This window comes from Arthrobacter globiformis NBRC 12137 (genome assembly GCF_000238915.1).
GTDB lineage: Bacteria > Actinomycetota > Actinomycetes > Actinomycetales > Micrococcaceae > Arthrobacter > Arthrobacter globiformis.
Genome location: NZ_BAEG01000008.1, coordinates 175,565 through 196,513, shown reverse-complemented (window position 1 = coordinate 196,513; position 20,949 = coordinate 175,565). Strand labels below are relative to the sequence as shown.

Here is a 20,949-nt window from a genome sequence, read left to right as displayed (position 1 = left end):
CCCGGTACCGGCGCTCGAACTCCTCGTTCCCCGGGAATTCCGCTTCCTGGTCCACCGGGATCGTGTTCACATAATCCGTGGTGGTCACCATCGGAACCCCGACGCTCTGCGCACCGGCACGCTGCAGGAGACTGCGCATGATGTATTGGGCACGCTCCGTGCCCTGTTCCCTGATCAGCCCGTCCAGGGACTCAACCCACTCGGCGGTCTCTTCCGGATCACGATCAGGCAGCTGGTTAGTCAACCCGCTGAGGATATGGGAGGTATCTTCTCCTGCAGCCACGGCAGCCTCGTTTCATCTTTGAATGTTGGGCTCATGTTTTCGTATTGTGAGAAAACATTCTTGCTATTCGAGATTATCCGCCAGGCTGGACCGCGGTCAAACGTGCAGCGGCCCCTGTGGCGCGACCTGGCCCGTCAATGCCTAGCCCACGGTTTGTGACCACAACCCCTCCATCGGGAGCCTTGACCGAAGGGTGATGCAGGTCATACCCTTATTTCACTATTCAACAAACTTATTTCGCGATGTGGAATAACAGCAGTGATCGTCCGGCCAAGGGTCATCCGATCGAGGGCTCACCACCGCGGAAATCCCAGAACTGGAGATCCAGATGCACACGACTCCACCAGTCGGCGTCGAACCGGCTCCCGTCCCGACAGCGTCGTCGGACCAGCCCGTTCACCAGACCACGGCCACCGATGCCCTGTGCGAAGCGGCCAGCGCCGCAGCCGCCCGCGACATCAGCCCCAGCCTCTACAACACTGACCTCGCACCCACCAAGCGGCAAGGGCGCCGCTGGACGGGGTACAGCATCTTCACCCTGTGGGCGAACGACGTGCACAGCCTCGGGAACTACGCGTTCGCCGTCGGACTCTTTTCCCTGGGCCTCGGGGGCTGGCAGATTCTCACCGCCCTGGCCATCGGGGCGGTTCTCCTCTTCGTCCTGCTCAGCTTCTCCGGTTTCATGGGGCAAAAAACGGGCGTTCCGTTTCCTGTCATGAGCCGCATCAGTTTCGGCATCCGCGGCGCACAGCTCGCCAGCCTTCTGCGTGGCGCGGTGGCGGTGGCGTGGTTCGGCATCCAGACGTTCCTTGCCTCGGTGGTGCTCCGCGTGATGCTGGTGGCCATGGTTCCGTCCCTCCATGACCTGGACACCAACTCCATCCTCGGCCTGAGCACGCTGGGCTGGATCTCCTTCGTGGGGCTGTGGATCGTGCAGCTTGTCATTGTCAGCTTTGGCATGGAGATGATCCGCAAGTACGAGGCCTTCGCCGGTCCGGTCATCCTGGTGACAATGGTCCTGCTGGCTGTCTGGGTCTTCATCGAGGCGCGCGGTTCCATCCAGTGGACGGGCATCCGGGGCCTCGAGGGCGGCGAAATGTGGCGGACCATTTTCGCCGGCGGCGCCCTCTGGGTCTCCATCTACGGAACATTCGTCCTGAACTTCTGCGACTTCACCCGCTCCGCCGTGTCCAAGAAGTCCATCGTGCGCGGCAACTTCTGGGGCATCCCGATCAACATGCTCCTGTTCGGCGCCATTGTGGTGGTCCTGGCCGGCGGACAGTACAAGATCAACGGCACCATCATCGAAACGCCGTCCGACATCGTCCAAAGCATTCCCAATACCCTGTTCCTGGTGCTGGCCTGCCTCGCGATCCTCATTCTGACCATCGCAGTCAACCTCATGGCCAACTTCGTCGCCCCCGTATATGCCCTCACCAACCTCTTCCCCAAGCGCCTCAACTTCCGCCGGGCGGCCTGGGTAAGCGGCACCATCGGCCTGGTCATCCTGCCGTGGAACCTCTACAACAACCCGCTTGTGATCGTCTACTTCCTGGGCGGGCTGGGTGCCCTGCTCGGGCCGCTGTTCGGCGTGGTCATGGCCGACTACTGGCTGCTCCGCCGCGGAAAGGTCAACGTCCCCGAGCTCTACAGCGAGGACCCGGCCGGGGCCTACTTCTATAAGCGGGGCGTCAATCCGCGGGCCATCATCGCGCTGGTGCCAGCGGCCGTCCTGGCCATCCTCGTCGCGTTCGTTCCGGCCTTTGAAGCGGCGGCGCCGTTCGCCTGGTTCTTCGGCGCCGGCGTTGGTGCACTGAGCTACTACGTGATCGCCGACCGCCGCCAGCACTTTGAGGACGTCGACGGCGAGGCGATCGCCGTCGCCAGCACCCACTAAGAACCACCAAGTCCCCGCTTCCATCCAGGAGGAACCATGCGCATACTCGTTGCGAACGTCAACACCACCCAGTCCATGACCGATTCCATCGCCGCCCAGGCACGCAGCATCGCGGCGGCGGGCACCGAGATTGTCGGGATCACGCCGCGTTTCGGGGCCGACTCCTGCGAAGGCAACTTTGAGAGCTACCTGGCCGCGATCGCCGTGATGGACGCCGTGGTGAATTATCCGGAACCGTTCGACGCTGTCATCCAGGCCGGCTACGGCGAGCACGGCCGGGAGGGGCTGCAGGAGCTGCTGGACGTTCCCGTCGTCGACATCACCGAGGCGGCGGCCAGCACGGCCATGTTCCTCGGCCACAAATACTCGGTTGTCACGACCCTGGACCGCGCGGTGCCGCTCATCGAGGACCGGCTCAAGCTGGCCGGCCTCGATGCGCGCTGTGCTTCGGTGCGGGCCAGCGGGATGGCCGTGCTGGAGCTGGAGGAGGAGCCGGAGCGGGCGGTCGAGGCCATCATCAGCCAGGCTCTGCTCGCCGTCCGGGAGGACAAGGCCGAGGTGATCGTGCTGGGCTGCGGCGGCATGGCGGGCCTGGACGAACAGATCCGGCAGCGGGCCGGAGTGCCCGTCGTCGACGGCGTTGCCTCCGCCGTGACCATCGCGGAGTCCCTGGTCCGGATGCAGCTCTCCACGTCCAAGGTGCGGACGTACGCCACGCCGCGGCCCAAGACCGTCATAGGCTGGCCGCTGGTGGCCAATGACGTTCCCGCCACCGCGTAAGGTTCCAACAGCCGCCCAGGTTCCAACAACTCCAGGAGAAGCAGCATGACCGTTCCACCCACAACGGGACGGGTCGCCGTCGTCACGGGTGCCGGTTCGGGCATCGGACGCGCGGTTGCCCGGCAAATGCTGGCGGACGGTTACCGGGTGGCCCTGGCGGGCCGCCGTGAGCAGCAACTCCTGGAAACAGCGGACGGGCACCCGGACGCGCTTGCGGTGCCGTGCGATGTCACCGTGCCCGACGACGTCGAACGCCTTTTCGCTTCAGTCCTCCGGCGCTGGGGCCGGGTGGACGTCCTGTTCAACAACGCCGGTATCTTCGGCCCGGCGGCATCGGTGGATGAGATCACCCTGGCGGACTGGGACGCCACTGTGGCCGTGAACCTGACCGGTTCGGTGCTGTGCGCCGGGGCGGCCGTCCGGGCGATGAAGGCGCAGTCGCCGCAGGGCGGGCGGATCATCAATAACGGTTCCATCTCGGCGCACTCACCCCGGCCGCGGACCGTGGCCTACGCCGTCACCAAGCACGCCATGACGGGCCTGACCAAGAGCATCGAGCTGGACGGCCGGGGGTTCGGGATCACCTGCGGGCAGATCGACATCGGCAACACGGCCACGGAAATCATGGACACCATCGGGGTTGGCTCGGGGGCGTTGCAGGCCGACGGAAGCCGCAGGGTGGAACCGATGTTCCCGGTGGAGGACGCGGCCCGTGCAGTGCTGATGATGGCCGGCATGCCGCCGTCGGCCAGCGTGGGCTCAGTGGTCATCACGGCCGCGGGAATGCCCTTCATAGGCCGAGGCTGACCTCTACCCTCCGCCCTTCCTCCTTGCCCGAGCAGAGGCGTCCGCGTGCCCAAATCGTGCGTGCCCGACCTTGCCGCACCCGTCCGTTCGCACGCCGCACTTGATCCGGACATCTTCGCCAGCCTGGTCACCGCTGCCGAAGTCCACGGCGTCCCGCTGCCGACGTGGGCGGAGTTCAGGCCCGGCTGCGCAAGCAGGGCTGGCCGCGGTAGGAGTTTTGGCACAGATACCGGCCGCTGGCCGGCCCTCAAAGTCCCGACAAGTGCACAAAAACCCATTTGTGACCGGCAATTAGTTCCGCATCGTGAAAACTGAATTTCCTCTTGCGGAATTGTGTGACCGGGGTTACGTTGGAAGCAGACCCCGATCCGGGGCAGTTCCCAATTGATAGGTACAGATCAATGAAGATCCCAGATTCCGCGGCGCTGAAGGCGAGTTCGGTGCCGTCGAAGAAGAAGCCCCTGTATAGGTCGCTCTTCTTCCAAATTCTGATCGCCGTCGTGGCAGGTGTTCTCATAGGGCATTTCTGGCCGGACCTTGGCTCCCAGCTGAGGCCGCTCGGTGACGGCTTCATCCAGCTCATCAAAATGATCATCGCGCCGCTGATCTTCCTCGTGATCGTCACGGGAATTTCGGCCGTCGGCGACGTCAAGGCGGTCGGAAGGGTAGGAGTCAAGGCTCTTCTCTACTTCACAGCGGCCACACTTTTCGCCCTGGTTTTCGGCCTGATTGTCGGCAACGTCGTCCAGCCCGGAGCGGGCCTGAATATCGATCCGAGCACTCTGTCCCAGGAGGCTCTCGACGCCAAGACCGGCCACGCCGTGCCGAAAGACGCGGCGGCCTTCATCCTGGACGTCATCCCCACCAGCGTGATCGGCGCCTTCGCCAGCAACAGCCTGCTGCAGGTCCTCTTCTTCTCCGTCTTCTTCGGCGCCGCAATTGTGGTCATCGGCCGGGAGCGCTGCATGCCGGTCATCAGCCTCATGGAGACGGTCCTCGAACTCATCTTCAAGATCATGTCCTGGATCATGAAGGTGGCCCCGATCGGTGCCTTCGGCGCGATGGCCTTCATCATCGGCCAGTACGGGCTGGACACCCTGGGCACCTACGCGATGCTGATTGCCGCCTGCTACGGCGCCGCGGTGGTGTTCATCGGGCTCCTGTTCGTTGTGGCCTGGAGCTTCGCCCGGGTTCCGCTGTGGCAGTTCCTCAAGTACACCCGCGAGGAATTCCTGCTGGCCCTGGGCACTGCGTCCACGGAAGCGGTGATGCCGCGCATCATGACCAAGCTGACGAATGCCGGATGCTCCCGGGCCACCACCGGCCTGGTGGTGCCCACGGGCTACTCGTTCAACCTGGACGGTGCGGCGATCTACCTGTCCATCTCCCTGCTGTTCCTCGCCCAGGCCTTCGGCCACCACCTGGACCTCGGCCAGCAGCTCGCGGCCCTCGGCGTCCTGCTGCTGACCTCAAAGGGCATGGCCGGCGTTCCCGGCTCGTCCTTCCTGGCACTGTCCGCCACGGCGGCGGCGCTCGGAATCTTTCCGGTGGCCGGCGTCGCGCTGCTCCTCGGGGCCGACCGGCTCATGGACTCCATGCGCGTGGTGGTCAACCTGCTGGGCAACTGCGTGGCGACCTTCGTGGTCTCGAAATGGGAGGGTCAGTTCGACCGCAGCGTCATGGTCCGGGCGTTCCGCGGCGAGATCACCAACCACGATTCGGCCGTGATGCTCGGTGTCGAGGAAGACTTCCAAGAGCAGGAACTGGAACGGATCAGCGGGGGCGGGCAGGCTTCGCCCAAGTTCCGCGGCGGCCCGAGCCCCGATGAGATGCCGGAGTTCCAGATGAGCAGGCCGTCGGCCGCCATCAACCACGAATAACGTACGGAGTTTCTGCACAGATATTGGCCGCTACGGACCCTTGAGGTCGCGGCATCTGTGCAAAATTCCAGAGGACAGAGGGCAGGATCCCGTCCGAGGCTGAGCAGTTCAGGCTTGGGCGGGGTCCTGCCTTTCCTGTGGGAACGGGAAGCGGAGCTCAGAGCGGGAGGAGGGCTGAGAGGTCGGCGCGCAGGCCCGAAGCCGCCACGCGTCCGGCGCTGACGGCGTCCGCCCAGCTCAGCCGGCCGGTCACCATCGCCAGCCAGGTGGCGGCGTCGCACTCAATGACGTTCGGGGGAGTGCCGCGGGTGTGCCGCGGGCCCTCCACGCACTGCGTGACGCCGAACGGCGGCACCCGCACCTCCACCGAATTCCCCGGCGCCCGGGCGGTGACCTCCTCCAGGGAGTACCGGACCGCCGTCGCGATCACAGAACGGGGAACCGCTGGTGCCGCGGGCGCGGCTGGAACAGCGTCCGACGGCGGGACGGCACCTGCCGCCCATTGGCTCAGTGCCGCTTGGCCGTCGGCCGGGTCGATTCTGCGGCGCGCAACTGCCACCGGTGCCTCCTTGGAAAGCTTAAAGTACGTTAGTCCAGCAGTGCCGAGACGGCATGGCCCAAGCGGATCTTGCCCACCGGGCGGCCGCCGCCGAGGACCGGTTCCACCACCTTCTCGAGCACGCTGGACACCCCCGGGATGTCGACGGCCCCGCAGGCTGCCAGCAGGGTCAGCCCGACCAGCGAGGTGGCCCGCAGGTTGCCGTCGAGCACCTTGAGCGCCACGGATACCCCCTGGGATGTGGCCATGACCAGGATGCCCTCAGCACCGATCTTGGCGATGACGTCCAACTCCTCCATGACGATCGTGTTGGCCTCGCCTCTGCCCTGGACCGCCCACGGGTAGTCCAGCATGGAGGTTGCGATCGTGGCGGCGCGGGCGTTGGAGGTCTTGTCGGAAGGGGCCTTGGCGAGCAGGGAGTAAGCGCGGGCCAACCCGGTCAGCGAGATGGCCGCAACCGGTGCGCCGCAGCCGTCGATGCCCAGGTGCGCGATCCGCTCGCCGGAGTACTCCTCGATCACGGTGCGGATGCGCTGCTGCAGCGGGTGGTTGGGTTCCAGGTAGCTGTGCGTGTCCCAGCCGTTCTCGGTGCAGGCCCACAGGAACGCCGCGTGCTTTCCCGAGCAGTTGAACGCCAGCCGGGACTTACCCCGCTCAGACCGGGTCAGCCAGGTCCGGGCTGTCTCGTCCTGCGGCCACGCGGCGGGGCACTGCAGCTGGTCCTCCTTGACGCCCGCGGCCTTGAGCATGCCCTCGACGACGTCCATGTGGTCGAGGGACCCGGTGTGGCTGGCGCAGGCGAGCGCCACCTGGGCGCCGCGCAGGGGAACGCCGGACTGCATCGCCGCCAGCGCCTGCAGGGGCTTGAGTGTGGAGCGCGCCAGGATGGGGGTGGAGATGTCGCCAAGCTGGGTGACCACGTGGCCGTCCGCGGCGAGCACCACGGCCGCCCCGATGTGGCGGGACTCCACGAATCCGCTTCGTTCAACCACGGCGAGTTCGACGGCGGAATCCACAGTGAACGTGGCGTGCGAATTTAGGGCCATGGCCCAAGTCTATGGTGCGGCAGGGGCATTCCCCGGGAGCCGTCCGGGGCGGCCGGCCGGATAAGACGCGCGGCGGTTGCGCCGCTGGACCGGCTACTCAACCGTGACCATGACCGACTGCCAGCCGGAAGCACCGTCAGGCACGGGGTCGGCGCGCTTTTCCGTCTGCACCTCGCCGGTCCCGTCCGTGGCGCGCACCTTGAGGTAGTGCGAGCCCGGCTTGGCGTCCCAGTCGAAGGACCATTGCCGCCACGTGTCCACGGACGCCTCGTCCGAGAGCGCGGCCTCGGCCCAGTCGCCGTCGTCGATCTGCACCTCGACCTTGGTGATGCCGCGGGTCTGCGCCCACGCCGTACCGCCGACGGCCACCCGCCCGGCAGGCACCACCGCGAAGGATTTGGGCACCTCCACCCGGGCCATCGTCTTGATGGGGCCGCGCTCCGACCAGCCGCGCTGGGTCCAGTAGGCCTTGCTGTCGGCGAAGCGGGTCACCTCCAGATCCACCACCCACTTCGTGGCGGACACGAAGCCGTACAGCCCAGGCACCACCATGCGCACGGGGTAGCCGTGTTCCAGCGGCAGCGGTTCGCCGTTCATGCCGATGGCGAGCATGGCGTCGCGGCCGTCCTGCAGGACCTCCAGCGGCGTGGAGGCGCTGAATCCGTCAATGGAGGTGGAGAGGACCATGTCCGCGCCCGCGGTGGGCCTGGCCCGCTTGAGCACCTCGCGGAGGGGGAGTCCCAGCCACCTGGCATTGCCGGCGAGGTTGCCGCCCACCGGATTGGAGACGCAGGTGAGGGTCACATGGGACTCGACCAGGTCGGCGTCGAGCAGATCCTGGAAGGTGAGCCGGACCTCTTCCTCCACGAGCCCGTGCACGCGCAGTTCCCACTCCTCCGCCTTGATCTCCGGAACGCTGAGCGCGGTGTCGATCCGGTAGAAGTCCCTGCCCGGCGTCAGCCACGGCGTCACGCCCGGGGTGGCCGACTGCACCCCGGCGGGCACGGCGGCTGCGGGCAGGACGGGCGCCGGCAGCCGGAGCGACTCCCGCGCCTGCGCCACATTGCTTCGCGCGGCGCTGAGCAGCCGGCCCCCGGTGGCGGCGATGCCCGCAGCGGCCGCCGTGATGCCTGTCGCCGCGACGAAGGCGCGCCGGGAGGCAGCCGGGCGCTCCGGCGCCTTGGCCGCCACATCAGCCGGTGAAGCGGGAAAGGCCCGGAGCCGCCACAGCCGCGAGACCAGCAGCCGCAGCACAACCAGCCCCGCCGCGGTTCCTACCAGCGAGGGCACAGCGTCCAGCGGTCTGACGCCCGCCCGGGTCACCACGCCGGCCACGATCAACGCGCCCATGAGCAGCACCCCGGCGGCGCCCAGCGCCCATCTCCGGTACGCCACCACGCCCAGCACGCACGCCAGCACGAAAATCGTCAGGCCCATCCCCGCGAAGAGCGCGGCCTTGTCATTGGTGCCGAACGTCGCAATCGCGAAGTCCTTCAGCCACGGCGGCGTGAAGTCGATGAACGTAGAACCGAGGGCAATCAGGGGAGTGGCGCGTGCCGTAAAGAACGCCCCCAACAGTTCCGCTACGGAAAGAACGACGGCGGCGGCGGCCACTCCGGCGAGGGCCGCCAGTGCGGCTGGTCCCCTGAACAACCTCATGAGCTTCTTCATGACCTTGGTTCGTAGCGGATGGCCGCCCGGATTGTCCGCCGCCGCAACTGCGGGCCAGGTACAACGGAGGGTCGGGTGCAACTGAGGCCGGGTGCAACTGAGGGCCGGGCCTCAGCTTAGGAGCCAGCACGGTGCACAAAGTACCCTTGGAGACTGTGAAGGTACTCGTCATTGGCCCCGGTGGCCGCGAACACGCCATTGTCCGCTCCCTCCTTGCCGACCCCAACGTGTCCGAAGTCCATGCGGCTCCGGGCAACGCCGGCATCAGCAAGCTCGTCCCCACGCACGCCATCAACGGGAACGATCCGGACGCAGTGGCGGCGCTCGCCACCCGGCTCGACGTCGACCTCGTGGTCGTTGGTCCCGAAGCCCCCCTTGCCGCCGGTGTTTCCGACGCCGTGCGCGACGCCGGCATCCCGGTCTTCGGCCCGAGCAAGGCGGCCGCCCAGCTGGAGGCCTCCAAGGCTTTCGCGAAGCAGGTCATGGCCGAGGCCGGCGTTCCCACCGCCATGGCGCTCGTCGCCGCCAACGCTGACGAGGCAGCCGCGGCGCTGGACACCTTCGGGGCCCCCTACGTCGTCAAGGATGACGGACTGGCCGCCGGCAAGGGCGTGGTGGTCACCAACGACCGGAACGATGCCCTGGCCCACGCCCAGAGCTGCTTCGACGCCGGCGGAACCGTCGTCATCGAGGAGTTCCTGGACGGCCCCGAGGTGTCCGTGTTCGTCCTGTGCGACGGCCGCAACACCGTGGCCCTGTCCCCGGCGCAGGACTTCAAGCGCATCTACGACAACGACGAAGGCCCCAACACCGGCGGCATGGGCGCGTACACCCCGCTCGACTGGGCCCCGGACGGCCTGGTCCAGGAGGTCATCGACCGCATCGCCCAGCCCACCGTGGACGAGATGGCCCGCCGCGGCACCCCGTTCGTCGGCGTGCTGTTCGTCGGCCTGGCGCTGACGAAGCGCGGCACGCGCGTCATCGAATTCAACGTCCGGTTCGGCGACCCCGAAACCCAGGCTGTGCTCGCACGGCTCAAGACGCCGCTCGGTTCCCTGCTCCTGTCTGCCGCCAAGGGCGAACTGGACCAGGCAGAAGAGCTGCGCTGGTCCAAGGACACGGCAGTCGCCGTCGTCGTCGCCTCTGAAAATTACCCGGACACCCCGCGGACGGGCGACCGCATCCGCGGGCTCAAGAAGGTGGACGAGCTGGACGGCGTCCACGTGATCCACGCCGGAACCAAGCTCGACGACGAGGGCAAGGTGGTCTCCGCCGGCGGCCGCGTGCTGGCCGTGGTGGCGCTGGGATCCGACCTCGTGGAGGCCAGGGAAAGGGCGTACGACGGCGTGGAGCTGGTTCAGCTGGAAGGCGCCCAGTTCCGCACGGACATCGCAGGCAAGGCAGCACGCGGTGAGATCAAGGTGTCGGCCGCCGTCGCTGCCCAGGCCGGCTCCGCATCGGAAGAGGAGGCGTGACAGTGGCTGAACAGGAAGGCCCCCGCGGCCTGGACACCCCGCACACCGAGCTGCCCGGCTGGAAGCACGTCTACTCGGGCAAGGTCCGCGACCTCTACGTCCCGGCCAGCGACGCCATCAATGACCAGTTCGGGCAGGAATGCGTGCTGGTGGTGGCGAGCGACCGCATCAGCGCCTACGACCACGTGCTCAGCAGCGAGATCCCGGACAAGGGACGGATCCTCACCCAGCTGAGCCTCTGGTGGTTCGACCAGCTGGACGTTGAGCACCACGTCCTGGCATCCACTGTGGAGGACGGCGTGCCGGCCGCGGTCGAGGGCCGCGCCATGATCTGCAAGAAGCTGGAAATGTTCCCGGTGGAGTGCATCGCCCGCGGCTACCTCACCGGCTCCGGCCTCGTGGAGTACCGGCAGTCCGGCACCGTCTGCGAGATCCCGCTGCCGGAAGGCCTGGTGGACGGCTCCCGCCTGGAGCAGGCCATCTTCACGCCGTCGGCCAAGGCCGAGGTGGGCGAGCACGACGAAAACATCACCTACGACGCGGTCGTGTCCATCGTGGGCGACGACATCGCCGCGCGCCTGAGCGAGCTGACCCTGAGCATCTACACCAAGGCCGAGGAGATCGCCCGTGAACGCGGCATCATCCTGGCGGACACCAAGGTGGAGTTCGGCTACGACGTCGTGAACGGTGCCATCACGCTGGGCGACGAGGTCCTCACCCCGGATTCGTCCCGGTTCTGGGATGCCGCCACCTACGAGCCGGGCAAGGCGCAGCCCTCCTACGACAAGCAGTTTGTCCGGGACTGGCTGACATCCGCCGAATCGGGCTGGGACAAGGCTTCGGACACGCCGCCGCCGGCCCTGCCCGCGGACATCGTGGAGCGCACCCGGGCCCGCTACGTTGAGGCCTACGAGAAGCTGACCGGCCGCACTTTCAGCTAGGTTTTCAACAGACGTCAGGCGCCCCCGGGAAGAGTCCCGGGGGCGCCTGACGTCTTAATCCGGCTTGATCCGGCAGTTGCTAGCTGGCCTCTGCGGCGGCGGCGCGGCGCTGGGCGAGCCGGATCTCCAGCACGGCGTCGAGGGCCTGCTGGACGCGGTCCTGGGCACCGGCGGCGCTGAACTCCTTCTGCGCCTCCTCCAGGTGCACCAGTGCCTCGTCAGCTTCGCCCGCGGCCTTCAGCGACTTGCCCAGCAGCAGCGAGACTTCGCCGGCGGTGTGCCGGGCCAGGTCGGCGCGTTCGGCGTGGATATCACGGAGCTTCTGCACTGCGGCCACGATGTCGCCGGTGAGATAGAGCCAGCGGGCGCGGATGAACGCCACCTCCAGCTGGTCCGTCTTGTTGCCGCCGACGATGGACAGCGCGAGCTCGGCGCGTTCAATGGCGGACAGGGTCTCCGGCTCCACGATTCCGGAGGACAGGCGGACGGCGGCCGACGCCTTGTTGAAGCGGGCCCACAGCTCGATGTCGTTGGCGGGGGAGAGCAGCTTGGCCGCCCGCTCGTGGTGCTTGATCCCTTCCGGGTAGTCGTGCCGCATGAAGGCGACGTTCCCGATCACCCAGGCCACCTCGCCGGCGAGCTGGGACATCGAATGCTCGTCCATCTGCTCATTCATGTCCTGGCAGTATTTCCAGGCCTCGTCCAGCCGGCCGCTCTCGGCCAGCGCACCGATGAGCGCACGGAGCGCGCCGATGATCAGCGTTGAGCCCTTGGGCAGCTGTGCGCACAGCTCCACCGCCTTCTCGGCGTGTTCAACGGCGGTGCTCAGCTGGCCCTGTCCGTGGCACAGGGCGGCGAGCATCTGGCGCGCCCGGACACCGAGGCCGGCCGATTCGGTGGCCATGGGGTGCTCGGACAGGTGCTCCATGATCTTCTGGCATTCCTTGAGCTGGCCCTGTTTCATGAGGCATTCGGCCTGCATGTAGGTCATGTTCCACCAGGCGCTGGTGTTCTTGCCGTCGAGGGCGATGCGGGCGGCGTTGGCGGCATGCTCGGCAGCGAGGGCGTAGTCGCGCAGGTCCCAGGCCTGCCGGGCGTAGAGTCCGGCCAGCACGTATTCGGCGTCGCTGACCGAGATGGGCTGGCTCCATGCTTCCAGGGCCTTGGGTGCGAGCTCGAGCCGGCGGGCGAGTTCTTCGATGACGTCGGCTGTGGGTTCCCGCCGGCCCGTCTCCAGCAAAGAAATGTAGCTGGGGGAGTACAGGTCTTTGCCCAGTTCGGCCTGAGTCAGTCCGCGCTCCAGCCGCTCAGCGCGGAGCTTCTCCCCGAATCCGTTACCCACTGGGGTTCCTCCTATTCCGGACAGCCTTTGTACAGAATGCTTGACACCCTCTGTGGAAAACATTTTACAATGTATGTCAACAAGGACTGTGCTGACTTGGTAACGAATCCGACTCGTATTGAGGAACTCTCACATGTTGAAGAAGATAGCAGCCGCCGCCGTTCTGGCGGGGGCCCTCGCATTTTCTGCTGCGGCTCCCGCCGTTCTGTCTGCAGGCTCGATTGCGGACAACGCGGGCACCTCGGTTGCCATTGGCAACTGGCCGGATCCGATGCGCGTCCAGGACGTGAACAAGACCACTATCGGCAATTGGCCCGACCCCATGGTGTCTGAAACCACCATTGGCAACTGGCCTGATCCCATGTAAACAGCTTCCATGAGGAAAACGGTCCCGGAACATGCGCACATCATGTTCCGGGGCCGTTTTTCTTTCCGCAAACAGCAGCCGTAACCAAGGAGTGGGGACCATGACACGGAGAGCGACCGACGGCCTGCAGCGGGCCTTTTTCCTCTGGACCATTGCCGGCACGTCTCTGATTGTGGCGGCCGCTGCCGGTGCCGCAATCGTTGAGGTGTTCAGGGGAACGGCCGACGCCGGGACTTTTGTCTGGGGGATGATCGGCATCGCGGCGCTGCTGGAGTCGGTGGTGCTTTTCGCCGTCGGCCTCCGTGTGCGCCACGGCTACCTGAACCAGGTCCAAAGCTACGACAGCCGGGGCGACTACCTGGCCGACGACGGATCCGGAAAGCCCAGGGTGCCCCTGTTCGGCGACGGGCAGGCGACGCAGAACATCCACAACCAGAGCCTCGGCGGTAACTGAGCCCGCACGGACCCAACTAGGTAGCACTTCTGGGGGTTCCCAGCGCTGAGAAGGCCCTGTGCTGCTACCTAGTTGGGCGGGCCCGGACATAATTGCAGAAACAGGAAGAGGGCCTCCCCATGGGGGAGACCCTCTTCCTTTTGGTCGGGATGACAGGATTTGAACCTGCGACCTCTTCGTCCCGAACGAAGCGCGCTACCAAGCTGCGCTACATCCCGATCCGTTGCTGCGAAAGCAACTAAACAAGGATATCCGATACCGGGGCTACATGCGAAATCGAGGTCGGGAAGGGCACCGGTTCAGACCAGCGAGTCCTTCCAGGCGGTGTGCAGCCGGGCGAAACGGCCGTTCCCGCCGATCAGCTCGTCCGGGGTTCCGTCCTCCACCACCCGGCCGTCGTGGACCACGAGCACTCTGTCCGCCGTCTCCACTGTAGACAGCCGGTGGGCGATGATCAGTGCCGTACGGGCGGTTCCCCCGGACGTCCCGTCGCCAGTAGGCCCGTCGCCGACTGGCCTGTCACCTGCCGGTCCGGTGCCGTCCATTCCGCGCAGCAGCCCGGCGAGGCCGCTCTGCACGAGCCGCTCGGAGGGGATGTCCAGCGAGGACGTGGCCTCGTCCAGGATCAGCACCGCCGGCCGGGCGAGGAAGGCACGCGCGAAGCTGATGAGCTGGCGCTGGCCGGCGGATACGCGGCCGCCCCGTTTGTTGACGTCGGTGTCGTATCCCTCAGGGAGTTCCATGATGAACTCGTGTGCGCCCACGGCCTTCGCCGCCGCCTCGATCTCCTCGCGCGGTGCCTCCGGCCTGCCCAGGGCGATGTTGTCCGCCACAGAGCCGCTGGAACAGGAAGGCCTCCTGGGTGACCATCACGATGTTCCGCCGCAGTTCCGCGGTGGCCAGCTGGCGGACGTCCACGCCGTCGAGCATCACCGAACCGGCGGACACGTCATAGAAACGCGCAATCAGCTTGGCCAGCGTGGACTTGCCTGCCCCGGTCTGGCCCACCAGCGCTACGGTCTGGCCGGCCGGAATGCTGACGTTCAGCTTGGGGATGATGAGCGGCCCGTTGCGGTAGCGGAACTCGACGTCCCGGAATTCGACGGCGCCCCGTGCGTTGCGGAGCTCCACCGCGTTCCGCGGCGGGCGCACCGTGGGCACCTCCTCAAGCAGCCCCGAGACCTTCTCCAGCGCGGCCTGCGCGCTTTGGAAGGAGTTGTAGAACATGGCCATCTGGTCCACGGGCTGGAAGAAACGCTTCGTGGAAAGCATGAGGGCCAGCAGCACGCCCACGGCGAGGTCGCCGGTCAGTACCCGGAAGCCGCCGAACAGCAGCACGGCAGCCACGCAGACGTTGCCGATCAGCACGAGGCCGGGCTGGAAGACGCCGTTCAGATTGATGGACCGGACGGTCGCCTGCCGGTAGTCCTCGGCGAGTTCGCCGTAGCGTGCGGCGTTTTCGCGCTCCTTACGGAAGGCCTTGACCGCGCGGATGCCGGTCATGGTCTCGATAAAGTGCACGATGAGCCGGGCCGAGACCACCCGGGACTGGCGGAACGCTATCTGCGAATGCTTCTGGTACCAGCGGGCCAGTAGGAACATTGGCACGGCCGCGGCCAGCACCACCAGTCCGCTGGGCCAGTCGAGGGCGAAGACGGTGACGGCGGTGAACACCATGAACAGCGCACCCGAGGCGAGCGAGCTGACTCCCGAGTCCAGCAGTTCGCGCAGCGACTCAAGGTCGGAGGTCTGCCGGGCGATGATCCGTCCCGAGGTGTACCTTTCGTGGAATTCAAGGCTGAGCCGCTGCGTGTGGCGGAATACCCACAGCCGCAGGTCCAGCAGCATGGCCTGGCTGAGTCTCGCCGTCGACGTCACATACAGGGCCGTGAGCCCGGCCGCCGCGAGTGCTGTAGCCAGGTAGGCGACGCCGGTCAGCACGAGCGGGATGTTGTTGCCGGCGCGGAGGGAAGGCAGCGCGTGGTCGATGCCGAAGGCGATAAGCGCCGGGCCGGCCGCCCGGGCTGCCTGGGACAGGACCACTGTGGCAATGGTGAGCCAGAACCTCAGCCGCACGGGACGGATCAGCGACCCCAGCAAGGCGAGCGACCGGCGTCGTACGGCTTTGCTGTCGCTCCTGCTCAGGTTGGCATTGTCCTCGTTGGCAGTTCCGAAGGCTGCGGCGCTCATTGGCTGACCTCCTCTGTGTCGTCGAGGGCCGACAGTTCGGAGTCCAGGTCGCGGGGCTCCGTCTCCAGGCTCGCGATGACGTACCGGTAATGGCTGTTCCCGGCCAGCAGTTCGGTATGGGTTCCGACGGCGGCGATGCGGCCGTCCTCCAGCAGCGCCACCCGGTCGGCCAGCGCCACGGTGGATGGGCGGTGGGCGACGATGAGCGTGGTGGTGCCGGCCAGCACCTCCCGCAGCCGGTTTTCCACGAGCTCCTCGGTGTTCACATCCAGTGCGGAGAGGGGATCGTCCAGGACCAGCACGGAGGGCCGTGCCGCAATGGCCCGCGCCAGGGCGAGGCGCTGGCGCTGGCCGCCGGACAGGCTGAGGCCCTCCTCGCCGATGAGGGTGTCCAGCCCCTCGGGCAGCGAATAGGCGAAGTGCGCCTGTGCGGTGTCCAGGGCCTCCGCGAGAATTTCCTCCCGGGTGTCGGCGTCCCCGGCCCTGACGCCGAGCAGCACATTGTCGCGCACCGAGCTGGAGAACAGGGTGGTGTCCTCGAAGGCGACGGCCACAAGGGCACGGAGCTCCTGAACGCTGAATTCCCGCAGGTCGACGCCGTCGAGCGTGATGGAACCCGCGGTGACATCGTAGAGCCGGGGTACGAGCTGCAGCAGGGCACTCTTGCCGCTGCCGGTGATGCCCACCAGGGCCATGGTCTCGCCCGGACAGATGTCCAGCCGGACGTCCTTCAGGACCGGTTTGTCCGGGGCGTCGTCGAACGCGAACGTCACGTTGTGGAAGCTCAGCGCGCCCTTGACGTCGGCCGGGCGGCGGGGTTCCGCCGGACTGGTGATGGTGTTTTGGGAATCCATAACCTCGAAGTGCCGGTCCAGCGCCGTTTTCGCCGTCAGCGCCATGGCCAGCAGCATGCCGGAGAACTCCACGGGCGCCGCGATAACGGCGGCGGTGGCGAAGAAGGCCACAAGGGAGCCGATGCTGAGATGGCCGCCGGCTGCGAGCAGTATGCCCGTGACCAGGCCTGTGCCCAGCGCCAGCTCGGGCAGAAGCGTCACCACCATGCTGAAGACGGCCTGGTGCCTGGCCTTGGCGATTTCCGTCTGGCGCAGTTCCTCGGCCTGGCCGTTGAATGTCTCCAATGCCTCGCGGCTGCGGCCGAAGGCCTTCAGCACGCGGATGCCGTGGACGGATTCCTCAACGGTGGTGGCGAGGTCGCCCGCCTGGTCCTGGCTGCGACGGGTGACCTTGCTGAAACGGGTGCGGAAACGGAAGCCATAGACCATCACCGGGCCCGCGGCGGCGAGGAAGATCAGGGCCAGCTGCCAGCTCATGGTGAACATGACGACGACGCCGATCACCACGGTCAGGGTGGTCACCACGAGCATGATGGCCCCGAACGCCATCCAGCGCCGGATGAAGTTGAGGTCGGTCATGGCGCGGGAGAGCAGCTGGCCGGAGCCCCAGCGGTCATGGAAGGCGACGGGGAGGTCCTGCAGGTGGCCGTAAAGCGAGACCCTCATCCGGGTCTCCACGGTGGTTGCCGGGTTGATCACGAAGGTGCGGCGCAGGGCAACCAGTACCGCTTCGGCGACGCCCAGCGCCAGGATGAGGCCGGCCGAGCCCCACACGGCCCCGGCGGTGGCCCCGGGCCGGAGGGAGTCGTTGATGAGCACCCGCAGTACCTGCGGGATGGTCAGGGCAACCACACTGGCCAGGAGTGCCGACAGCAGGCCCATGATCAGCCGCGGCAGGACCGGCTTAATATGCGGATAGAGACGGCTGACGGATCGAAAAAATGAACTCTGCTTGGCCATGCCCGCTTCTTGAACTCAGCTGTGTGAATCAACTGTGATGTAGTTTCCCGTAGCAACTACCCTATGCCATGGATGGCACGCTTCACAGGTGATCAGTCACCGGAGGACCAACAACTCGCCCGGCGGAAGACGGGGTGAGCGGTCAGGCGCGCGGGGTGAGGGTCAGCAGGACGGCCTCGGGCTTGCAGGCGATGCGGACCGGCGCAAAGCGCGAGGTGCCGATCCCGCCCGAGACGTTGACCGGCGTCGTACTTCCGTTGCTGGTCCAGTCGTTGAGGCCCTTGGCCCGCCAGGTGGGGATGTCGCAATTGGCGACGACTGCGCCGTACCCCGGGATGCACAGCTGGCCGCCGTGCGTGTGGCCAGCCAGGAGCAGGTCCGCGCCGTCCTCGGTGAAGTGGTCCAGGACCCGCTGGTACGGGGCGTGGATGACGGCGACCCGCAGGTGGTCCTTGGCGTTCTGGCCCCTGGTGCCGCGCGGCCAGCCGGCATACCGTTCGCGGTTGAGGTGCGGATCATCCACGCCTGAGAAATCGAACCGCATGCCGTTCAGGACGATGGACTGGTGCCGGTTGGTGAGGTCGATCCAGCCGCCCATGCCGAAGCCGGACCTGAGGCGCGGCCAGTCGAGTTCCTGCCGGTTTGGCGCGGCCTTCGAAGGGCCCATGAGGTAGGCGGCGGGGTTCTTCAGCTTGGGCGCGTAGTAGTCATTGGAACCCGGGACGAACACGCCCGGGAACTCCATGAGCGGTGCCAGCGCGTTGAGAAGGGGGTCTACGGCTTTGGGGTGGCTGAGGTTGTCGCCAGTGTTCACCACAAGGTCCGGCCTGAGCGCCGCCAGCGACCGCAGCCAGTCCGCCTTGGCCTTCTGGCCCGGAACGAAGTGGATGTCGCTCAGGTGCAGGATCCGGAACGGTGCCCGGCCCGCAGGAAGGACCGGGACGGTCTCCTCGCGGAGGACGAACTGGTTCTTTTCCCACAACCCGTAGGCTGTGGCGGCCAAGGCGGCCGCGGTTCCGGCGCCGGCGGTGACGGCAAAGCCGCGCCCGATGCTACGGACGCGGCTTGCCACGCGTGAAAGGTCAGCCACGGTCAGCCGTTCCCCTTGGTGCTGTTGCCGTTTCCATTGCTGCTGTTGTCCCCGTTGTCGCTGTTGCCCCCGGTGCCGCCGGTGTTGCCGCCCGTGTTCCCGCCGGTATTGCCGGTGTCATTGTTTCCACCGGTGGAGGGATTATTCGGAACCGTGGGCTCATACTGCGGCGTGCCGTAAAGCAGGTTCGACGGCGGTTCCGGGAAGGGGTCCGTGCCGTAGCCGGGCGCGATCTGGGACATGAAATTGGAGAACATCGGGCCGGCGATCATGTAGCCGTCGATGCCCGTGTAGAACTTGCCGTTGACCGTCACGTTCTGGCCGGCCCGGTCCTGGGCGCCGAGCGCGTCACCGAACCAGGCAGCCGTTGCCAGGCCCATGGTGTGTCCGACAACCCAGGTGGAGCCATTGTTGTTGGACGTACCGGTCTTGGCCGCGATCGGGAAGTTGGTCTCGGTGGAAATCCTGGGCTGGATGAGTGAACCGGATCCCTCGTTAAGCACCTTCTGAAGCGCATAGTTCACGCCGCGCGCCACCTCGGGCTTGAGGGCGTCCCGGCAGGCAGGGGACTGCGCCGGCAGCTGCGCGCCGGTCTGGTCGGTCACCGAGGTGATCGCGATCGGGGCACAGTACTTGCCGTCGTTCGCGAACGTGGCAAAGGCGCTGGCCATGGTCAGCGGCGCTGTCTGGGTGGAGCCCAGAAGGTTGCCCAGCGTGGTCATGGTGATGCTCGGATTCGCATCGACTATCGCGTTGGTGTCCTTGTCGCGGGTCGGCAGCCCGCCGTGCAGTCCGACGGCGTCCACCACCTTCTGGATGCCGCACAGGTCAACCTGTGACGCCGAGGCGAACGTTGCCGTGTTGATGGAGTTCTTCAGGCCGTCCAGCACGCTCATGGGCCGGTAGTAGCCCTCCTCCGCGTTCTGGAGGTCCGTGGTGCCGTTCGTGCTGTCATACCAGCCCACAGTCGGGGTGGGGCAGGTGTTCTGCCACGGGAAATTCTGCGGGTACCGTCGCTGGGCGGCATTGACGATGGTGTTCATCGACTTGCCCTCATTCAGCCACTCGGCAAACGTGAACGGCTTCATGGTGGAGCCGGGCTGCGCACCGCCGAGGCCGTTCAGGTCATTGCCCTGGTCGTCGTACTGGTCAACGCTGAAGTTGATCTGGGAGTCGAATTTGCCCTTGCCCGCAAACCATGAGGTGTTCTGGGCCATGTTGGTGATCTTGCCGGTGCCCGGTTCAACGGACACCAGGGCAGCGCCCCACTTGTCCGGATTTGCGCCCGCAGCGGCGTTCACCTGGTCCTGCGCGGTCTTCTGCGCCTTCGGGTCCAGGGTGGTCTTGATGGTCAGGCCGCCACGGAATACCTTCTTCTCGCGTTCGGTGGCGTCCGCTCCGTAGGCCGGGTTGTTCAGCAGGAGGTGCAGGACGTAGTCACAGAAGTACGGGGCGGTGGGCGAGTAGGCACAGCCCTGCCGTGCCGGCGTCACCTTCGGCGTCACAGGGGTTGCCACTGCGGCGGTGTACTGGGCCTTGGTGATCTTGCCGTGGGTGAGCATCGCACTCAAAACCAGGTCCCGGCGCTTCTTCGCGTTGTCCGGGTTGGTGATCGGGTCAAAGGCCGACGGGCTGTTCACGAGGCCGGCAAGCAGCGCAGCCTGGGGGAGTGTGAGGTTCTTCGCGGTGGTGCTGAAGAAGAACTTGGAGGCGGCCTCAATACCGTATGCATCACGGTTGAAGAAGACGATGTTCAGGTAGCCCTCAAGGATCTGCTCCTTGGTGAATTTTTTCTCCAGGGCGATCGCTAGCTTCATTTCGCGGAGCTTGTCGCCGACACCCTTGTTGACACCGTTGAGCTTGATCTCGTCGGAATTGCCTTCCGCTTCAAGGTTGGCGTTGAGGACGTTGTTGACGTACTGCTGCGTGATGGTGGAGGCGCCCTGCTTGTTGCCGCGCGCCGTGGCGACCAGGGCGCGGAGGATGCCGGTGGTGTCCACACCGCCGTGCTCGTAGAACCGGCTGTCTTCAATGGCGATCACCGCGTCCTTCATGAACGGGGAGATCTGGTCCAGCGGAACGCGGGTGCGGTTCTCCGCGTACAGGTTGGCGATCACGCTCCCGTCCGCGGCCAGGACCTTGGTGGACTGGCTGGGCGGGTCCACCTGGAGTTCAGCGGGCAGGGTGTCAAAGAATTCGATCGAGCCGCTGGCTGTGCTGCCCGAAACGGCGGCTGCAGGAACCAGCAGACCGGCCACGAGGACACCACAAATAGCGCTCACGCCAAGGAAGCCAAAAATTTTGCCGAGGGTGGTGGCCGTGTCGAATATGGGGTTCTTACGAGTCGCCATGT

Annotated in this window: 16 protein-coding genes, 1 tRNA gene and 1 pseudogene; 8 read left to right on the top strand and 10 right to left on the bottom strand. The window is 66.4% G+C overall.

The genetic code is table 11. From position 1 onward, the window contains the following. On the bottom strand, positions 1-283 hold a 283-nt coding region (locus ARGLB_RS01155), incomplete at its 3' end, for a pyruvate dehydrogenase E1 component-related protein (protein WP_003797914.1). A gap of 328 nt (positions 284-611) precedes the next feature. Here ARGLB_RS01155 and ARGLB_RS01150 point away from each other — a divergent pair. From ARGLB_RS01150 to ARGLB_RS01135, 4 genes are all read left to right on the top strand, one after another. Beyond that, positions 612-2,180, top strand: coding sequence for an NCS1 family nucleobase:cation symporter-1 (locus ARGLB_RS01150; RefSeq protein WP_003797911.1), 1,569 nt, complete (start codon positions 612-614; stop codon positions 2,178-2,180). Between the two features lie 36 nt (positions 2,181-2,216). Then, positions 2,217-2,960 (top strand): aspartate/glutamate racemase family protein, encoded by a 744-nt coding sequence (locus tag ARGLB_RS01145; RefSeq protein ID WP_003797909.1) that lies wholly within the window; start codon positions 2,217-2,219, stop codon positions 2,958-2,960. Positions 2,961-3,005: 45 nt separating this feature from the next. After that, positions 3,006-3,767, top strand: a complete 762-nt coding sequence (locus ARGLB_RS01140; protein WP_003797908.1) for an SDR family oxidoreductase — start codon at positions 3,006-3,008, stop codon at positions 3,765-3,767. A gap of 401 nt (positions 3,768-4,168) precedes the next feature. Continuing rightward, the gene (locus ARGLB_RS01135) at positions 4,169-5,647 is read left to right on the top strand and encodes a C4-dicarboxylate transporter DctA (RefSeq protein ID WP_003797906.1); all 1,479 of its coding nucleotides are present in this window, start codon (positions 4,169-4,171) and stop codon (positions 5,645-5,647) included. A gap of 157 nt (positions 5,648-5,804) precedes the next feature. On the opposite strand, the gene ARGLB_RS01130 is transcribed toward ARGLB_RS01135, so the two are convergent. From ARGLB_RS01130 to ARGLB_RS01120, 3 genes are all read right to left on the bottom strand, one after another. Further along, positions 5,805-6,206 (bottom strand): sterol carrier family protein, encoded by a 402-nt coding sequence (locus tag ARGLB_RS01130; RefSeq protein WP_003797904.1) that lies wholly within the window; start codon positions 6,204-6,206, stop codon positions 5,805-5,807. A gap of 29 nt (positions 6,207-6,235) precedes the next feature. Then, complete coding sequence (locus ARGLB_RS01125; RefSeq protein ID WP_003797902.1) at positions 6,236-7,252, bottom strand: asparaginase; 1,017 nt, start codon at positions 7,250-7,252, stop codon at positions 6,236-6,238. A 93-nt stretch (positions 7,253-7,345) separates the two neighbouring features. After that, positions 7,346-8,911 carry a molybdopterin-dependent oxidoreductase gene (locus tag ARGLB_RS01120; RefSeq protein WP_373279079.1) on the bottom strand — a complete coding sequence of 522 codons (1,566 nt, stop codon included), beginning with the start codon at positions 8,909-8,911 and terminating at the stop codon, positions 7,346-7,348. 167 nt (positions 8,912-9,078) lie between these two features. On the opposite strand from ARGLB_RS01120, the gene purD reads away from it, so the two are divergent. Both purD and ARGLB_RS01110 read left to right on the top strand, forming a co-directional pair. Continuing rightward, positions 9,079-10,398, top strand: a complete 1,320-nt coding sequence (purD, locus tag ARGLB_RS01115; protein WP_043417575.1) for a phosphoribosylamine--glycine ligase — start codon at positions 9,079-9,081, stop codon at positions 10,396-10,398. 2 nt (positions 10,399-10,400) lie between these two features. Next, positions 10,401-11,339 (top strand): phosphoribosylaminoimidazolesuccinocarboxamide synthase, encoded by a 939-nt coding sequence (locus ARGLB_RS01110; protein ID WP_003797895.1) that lies wholly within the window; start codon positions 10,401-10,403, stop codon positions 11,337-11,339. A 79-nt stretch (positions 11,340-11,418) separates the two neighbouring features. On the opposite strand, the gene ARGLB_RS01105 is transcribed toward ARGLB_RS01110, so the two are convergent. Then, positions 11,419-12,681, bottom strand: a complete 1,263-nt coding sequence (locus ARGLB_RS01105; RefSeq protein ID WP_003797893.1) for a helix-turn-helix domain-containing protein — start codon at positions 12,679-12,681, stop codon at positions 11,419-11,421. A 133-nt stretch (positions 12,682-12,814) separates the two neighbouring features. Here ARGLB_RS01105 and ARGLB_RS01100 point away from each other — a divergent pair, with 133 nt between their 5' ends. Further along, positions 12,815-13,048 (top strand): hypothetical protein, encoded by a 234-nt coding sequence (locus ARGLB_RS01100; RefSeq protein ID WP_003797891.1) that lies wholly within the window; start codon positions 12,815-12,817, stop codon positions 13,046-13,048. Between the two features lie 100 nt (positions 13,049-13,148). Beyond that, positions 13,149-13,502 carry a hypothetical protein gene (locus ARGLB_RS01095; RefSeq protein WP_003797889.1) on the top strand — a complete coding sequence of 118 codons (354 nt, stop codon included), beginning with the start codon at positions 13,149-13,151 and terminating at the stop codon, positions 13,500-13,502. A 141-nt stretch (positions 13,503-13,643) separates the two neighbouring features. On the opposite strand, the gene ARGLB_RS01090 is transcribed toward ARGLB_RS01095, so the two are convergent. The 5 genes and pseudogenes from ARGLB_RS01090 to ARGLB_RS01070 form a co-directional block, all read right to left on the bottom strand. Beyond that, a tRNA-Pro gene (locus ARGLB_RS01090) sits at positions 13,644-13,720 on the bottom strand. 81 nt (positions 13,721-13,801) lie between these two features. Next, positions 13,802-15,692: pseudogene (locus ARGLB_RS01085) on the bottom strand (ABC transporter ATP-binding protein). Next, entirely contained in the window at positions 15,689-17,506 is a 1,818-nt protein-coding gene (locus ARGLB_RS01080; RefSeq protein ID WP_003797884.1) for an ABC transporter ATP-binding protein, read from the bottom strand. Before ARGLB_RS01080 ends, ARGLB_RS01085 begins: the two are co-directional and overlap by 4 nt. A 142-nt stretch (positions 17,507-17,648) precedes the next feature. Continuing rightward, entirely contained in the window at positions 17,649-18,596 is a 948-nt protein-coding gene (locus ARGLB_RS01075) for a metallophosphoesterase (RefSeq protein ID WP_003797883.1), read from the bottom strand. 2 nt (positions 18,597-18,598) lie between these two features. Beyond that, the gene (locus ARGLB_RS01070; RefSeq protein ID WP_003797881.1) at positions 18,599-20,947 is read right to left on the bottom strand and encodes a transglycosylase domain-containing protein; all 2,349 of its coding nucleotides are present in this window, start codon (positions 20,945-20,947) and stop codon (positions 18,599-18,601) included. Positions 20,948-20,949: the final 2 nt, after the last annotated feature.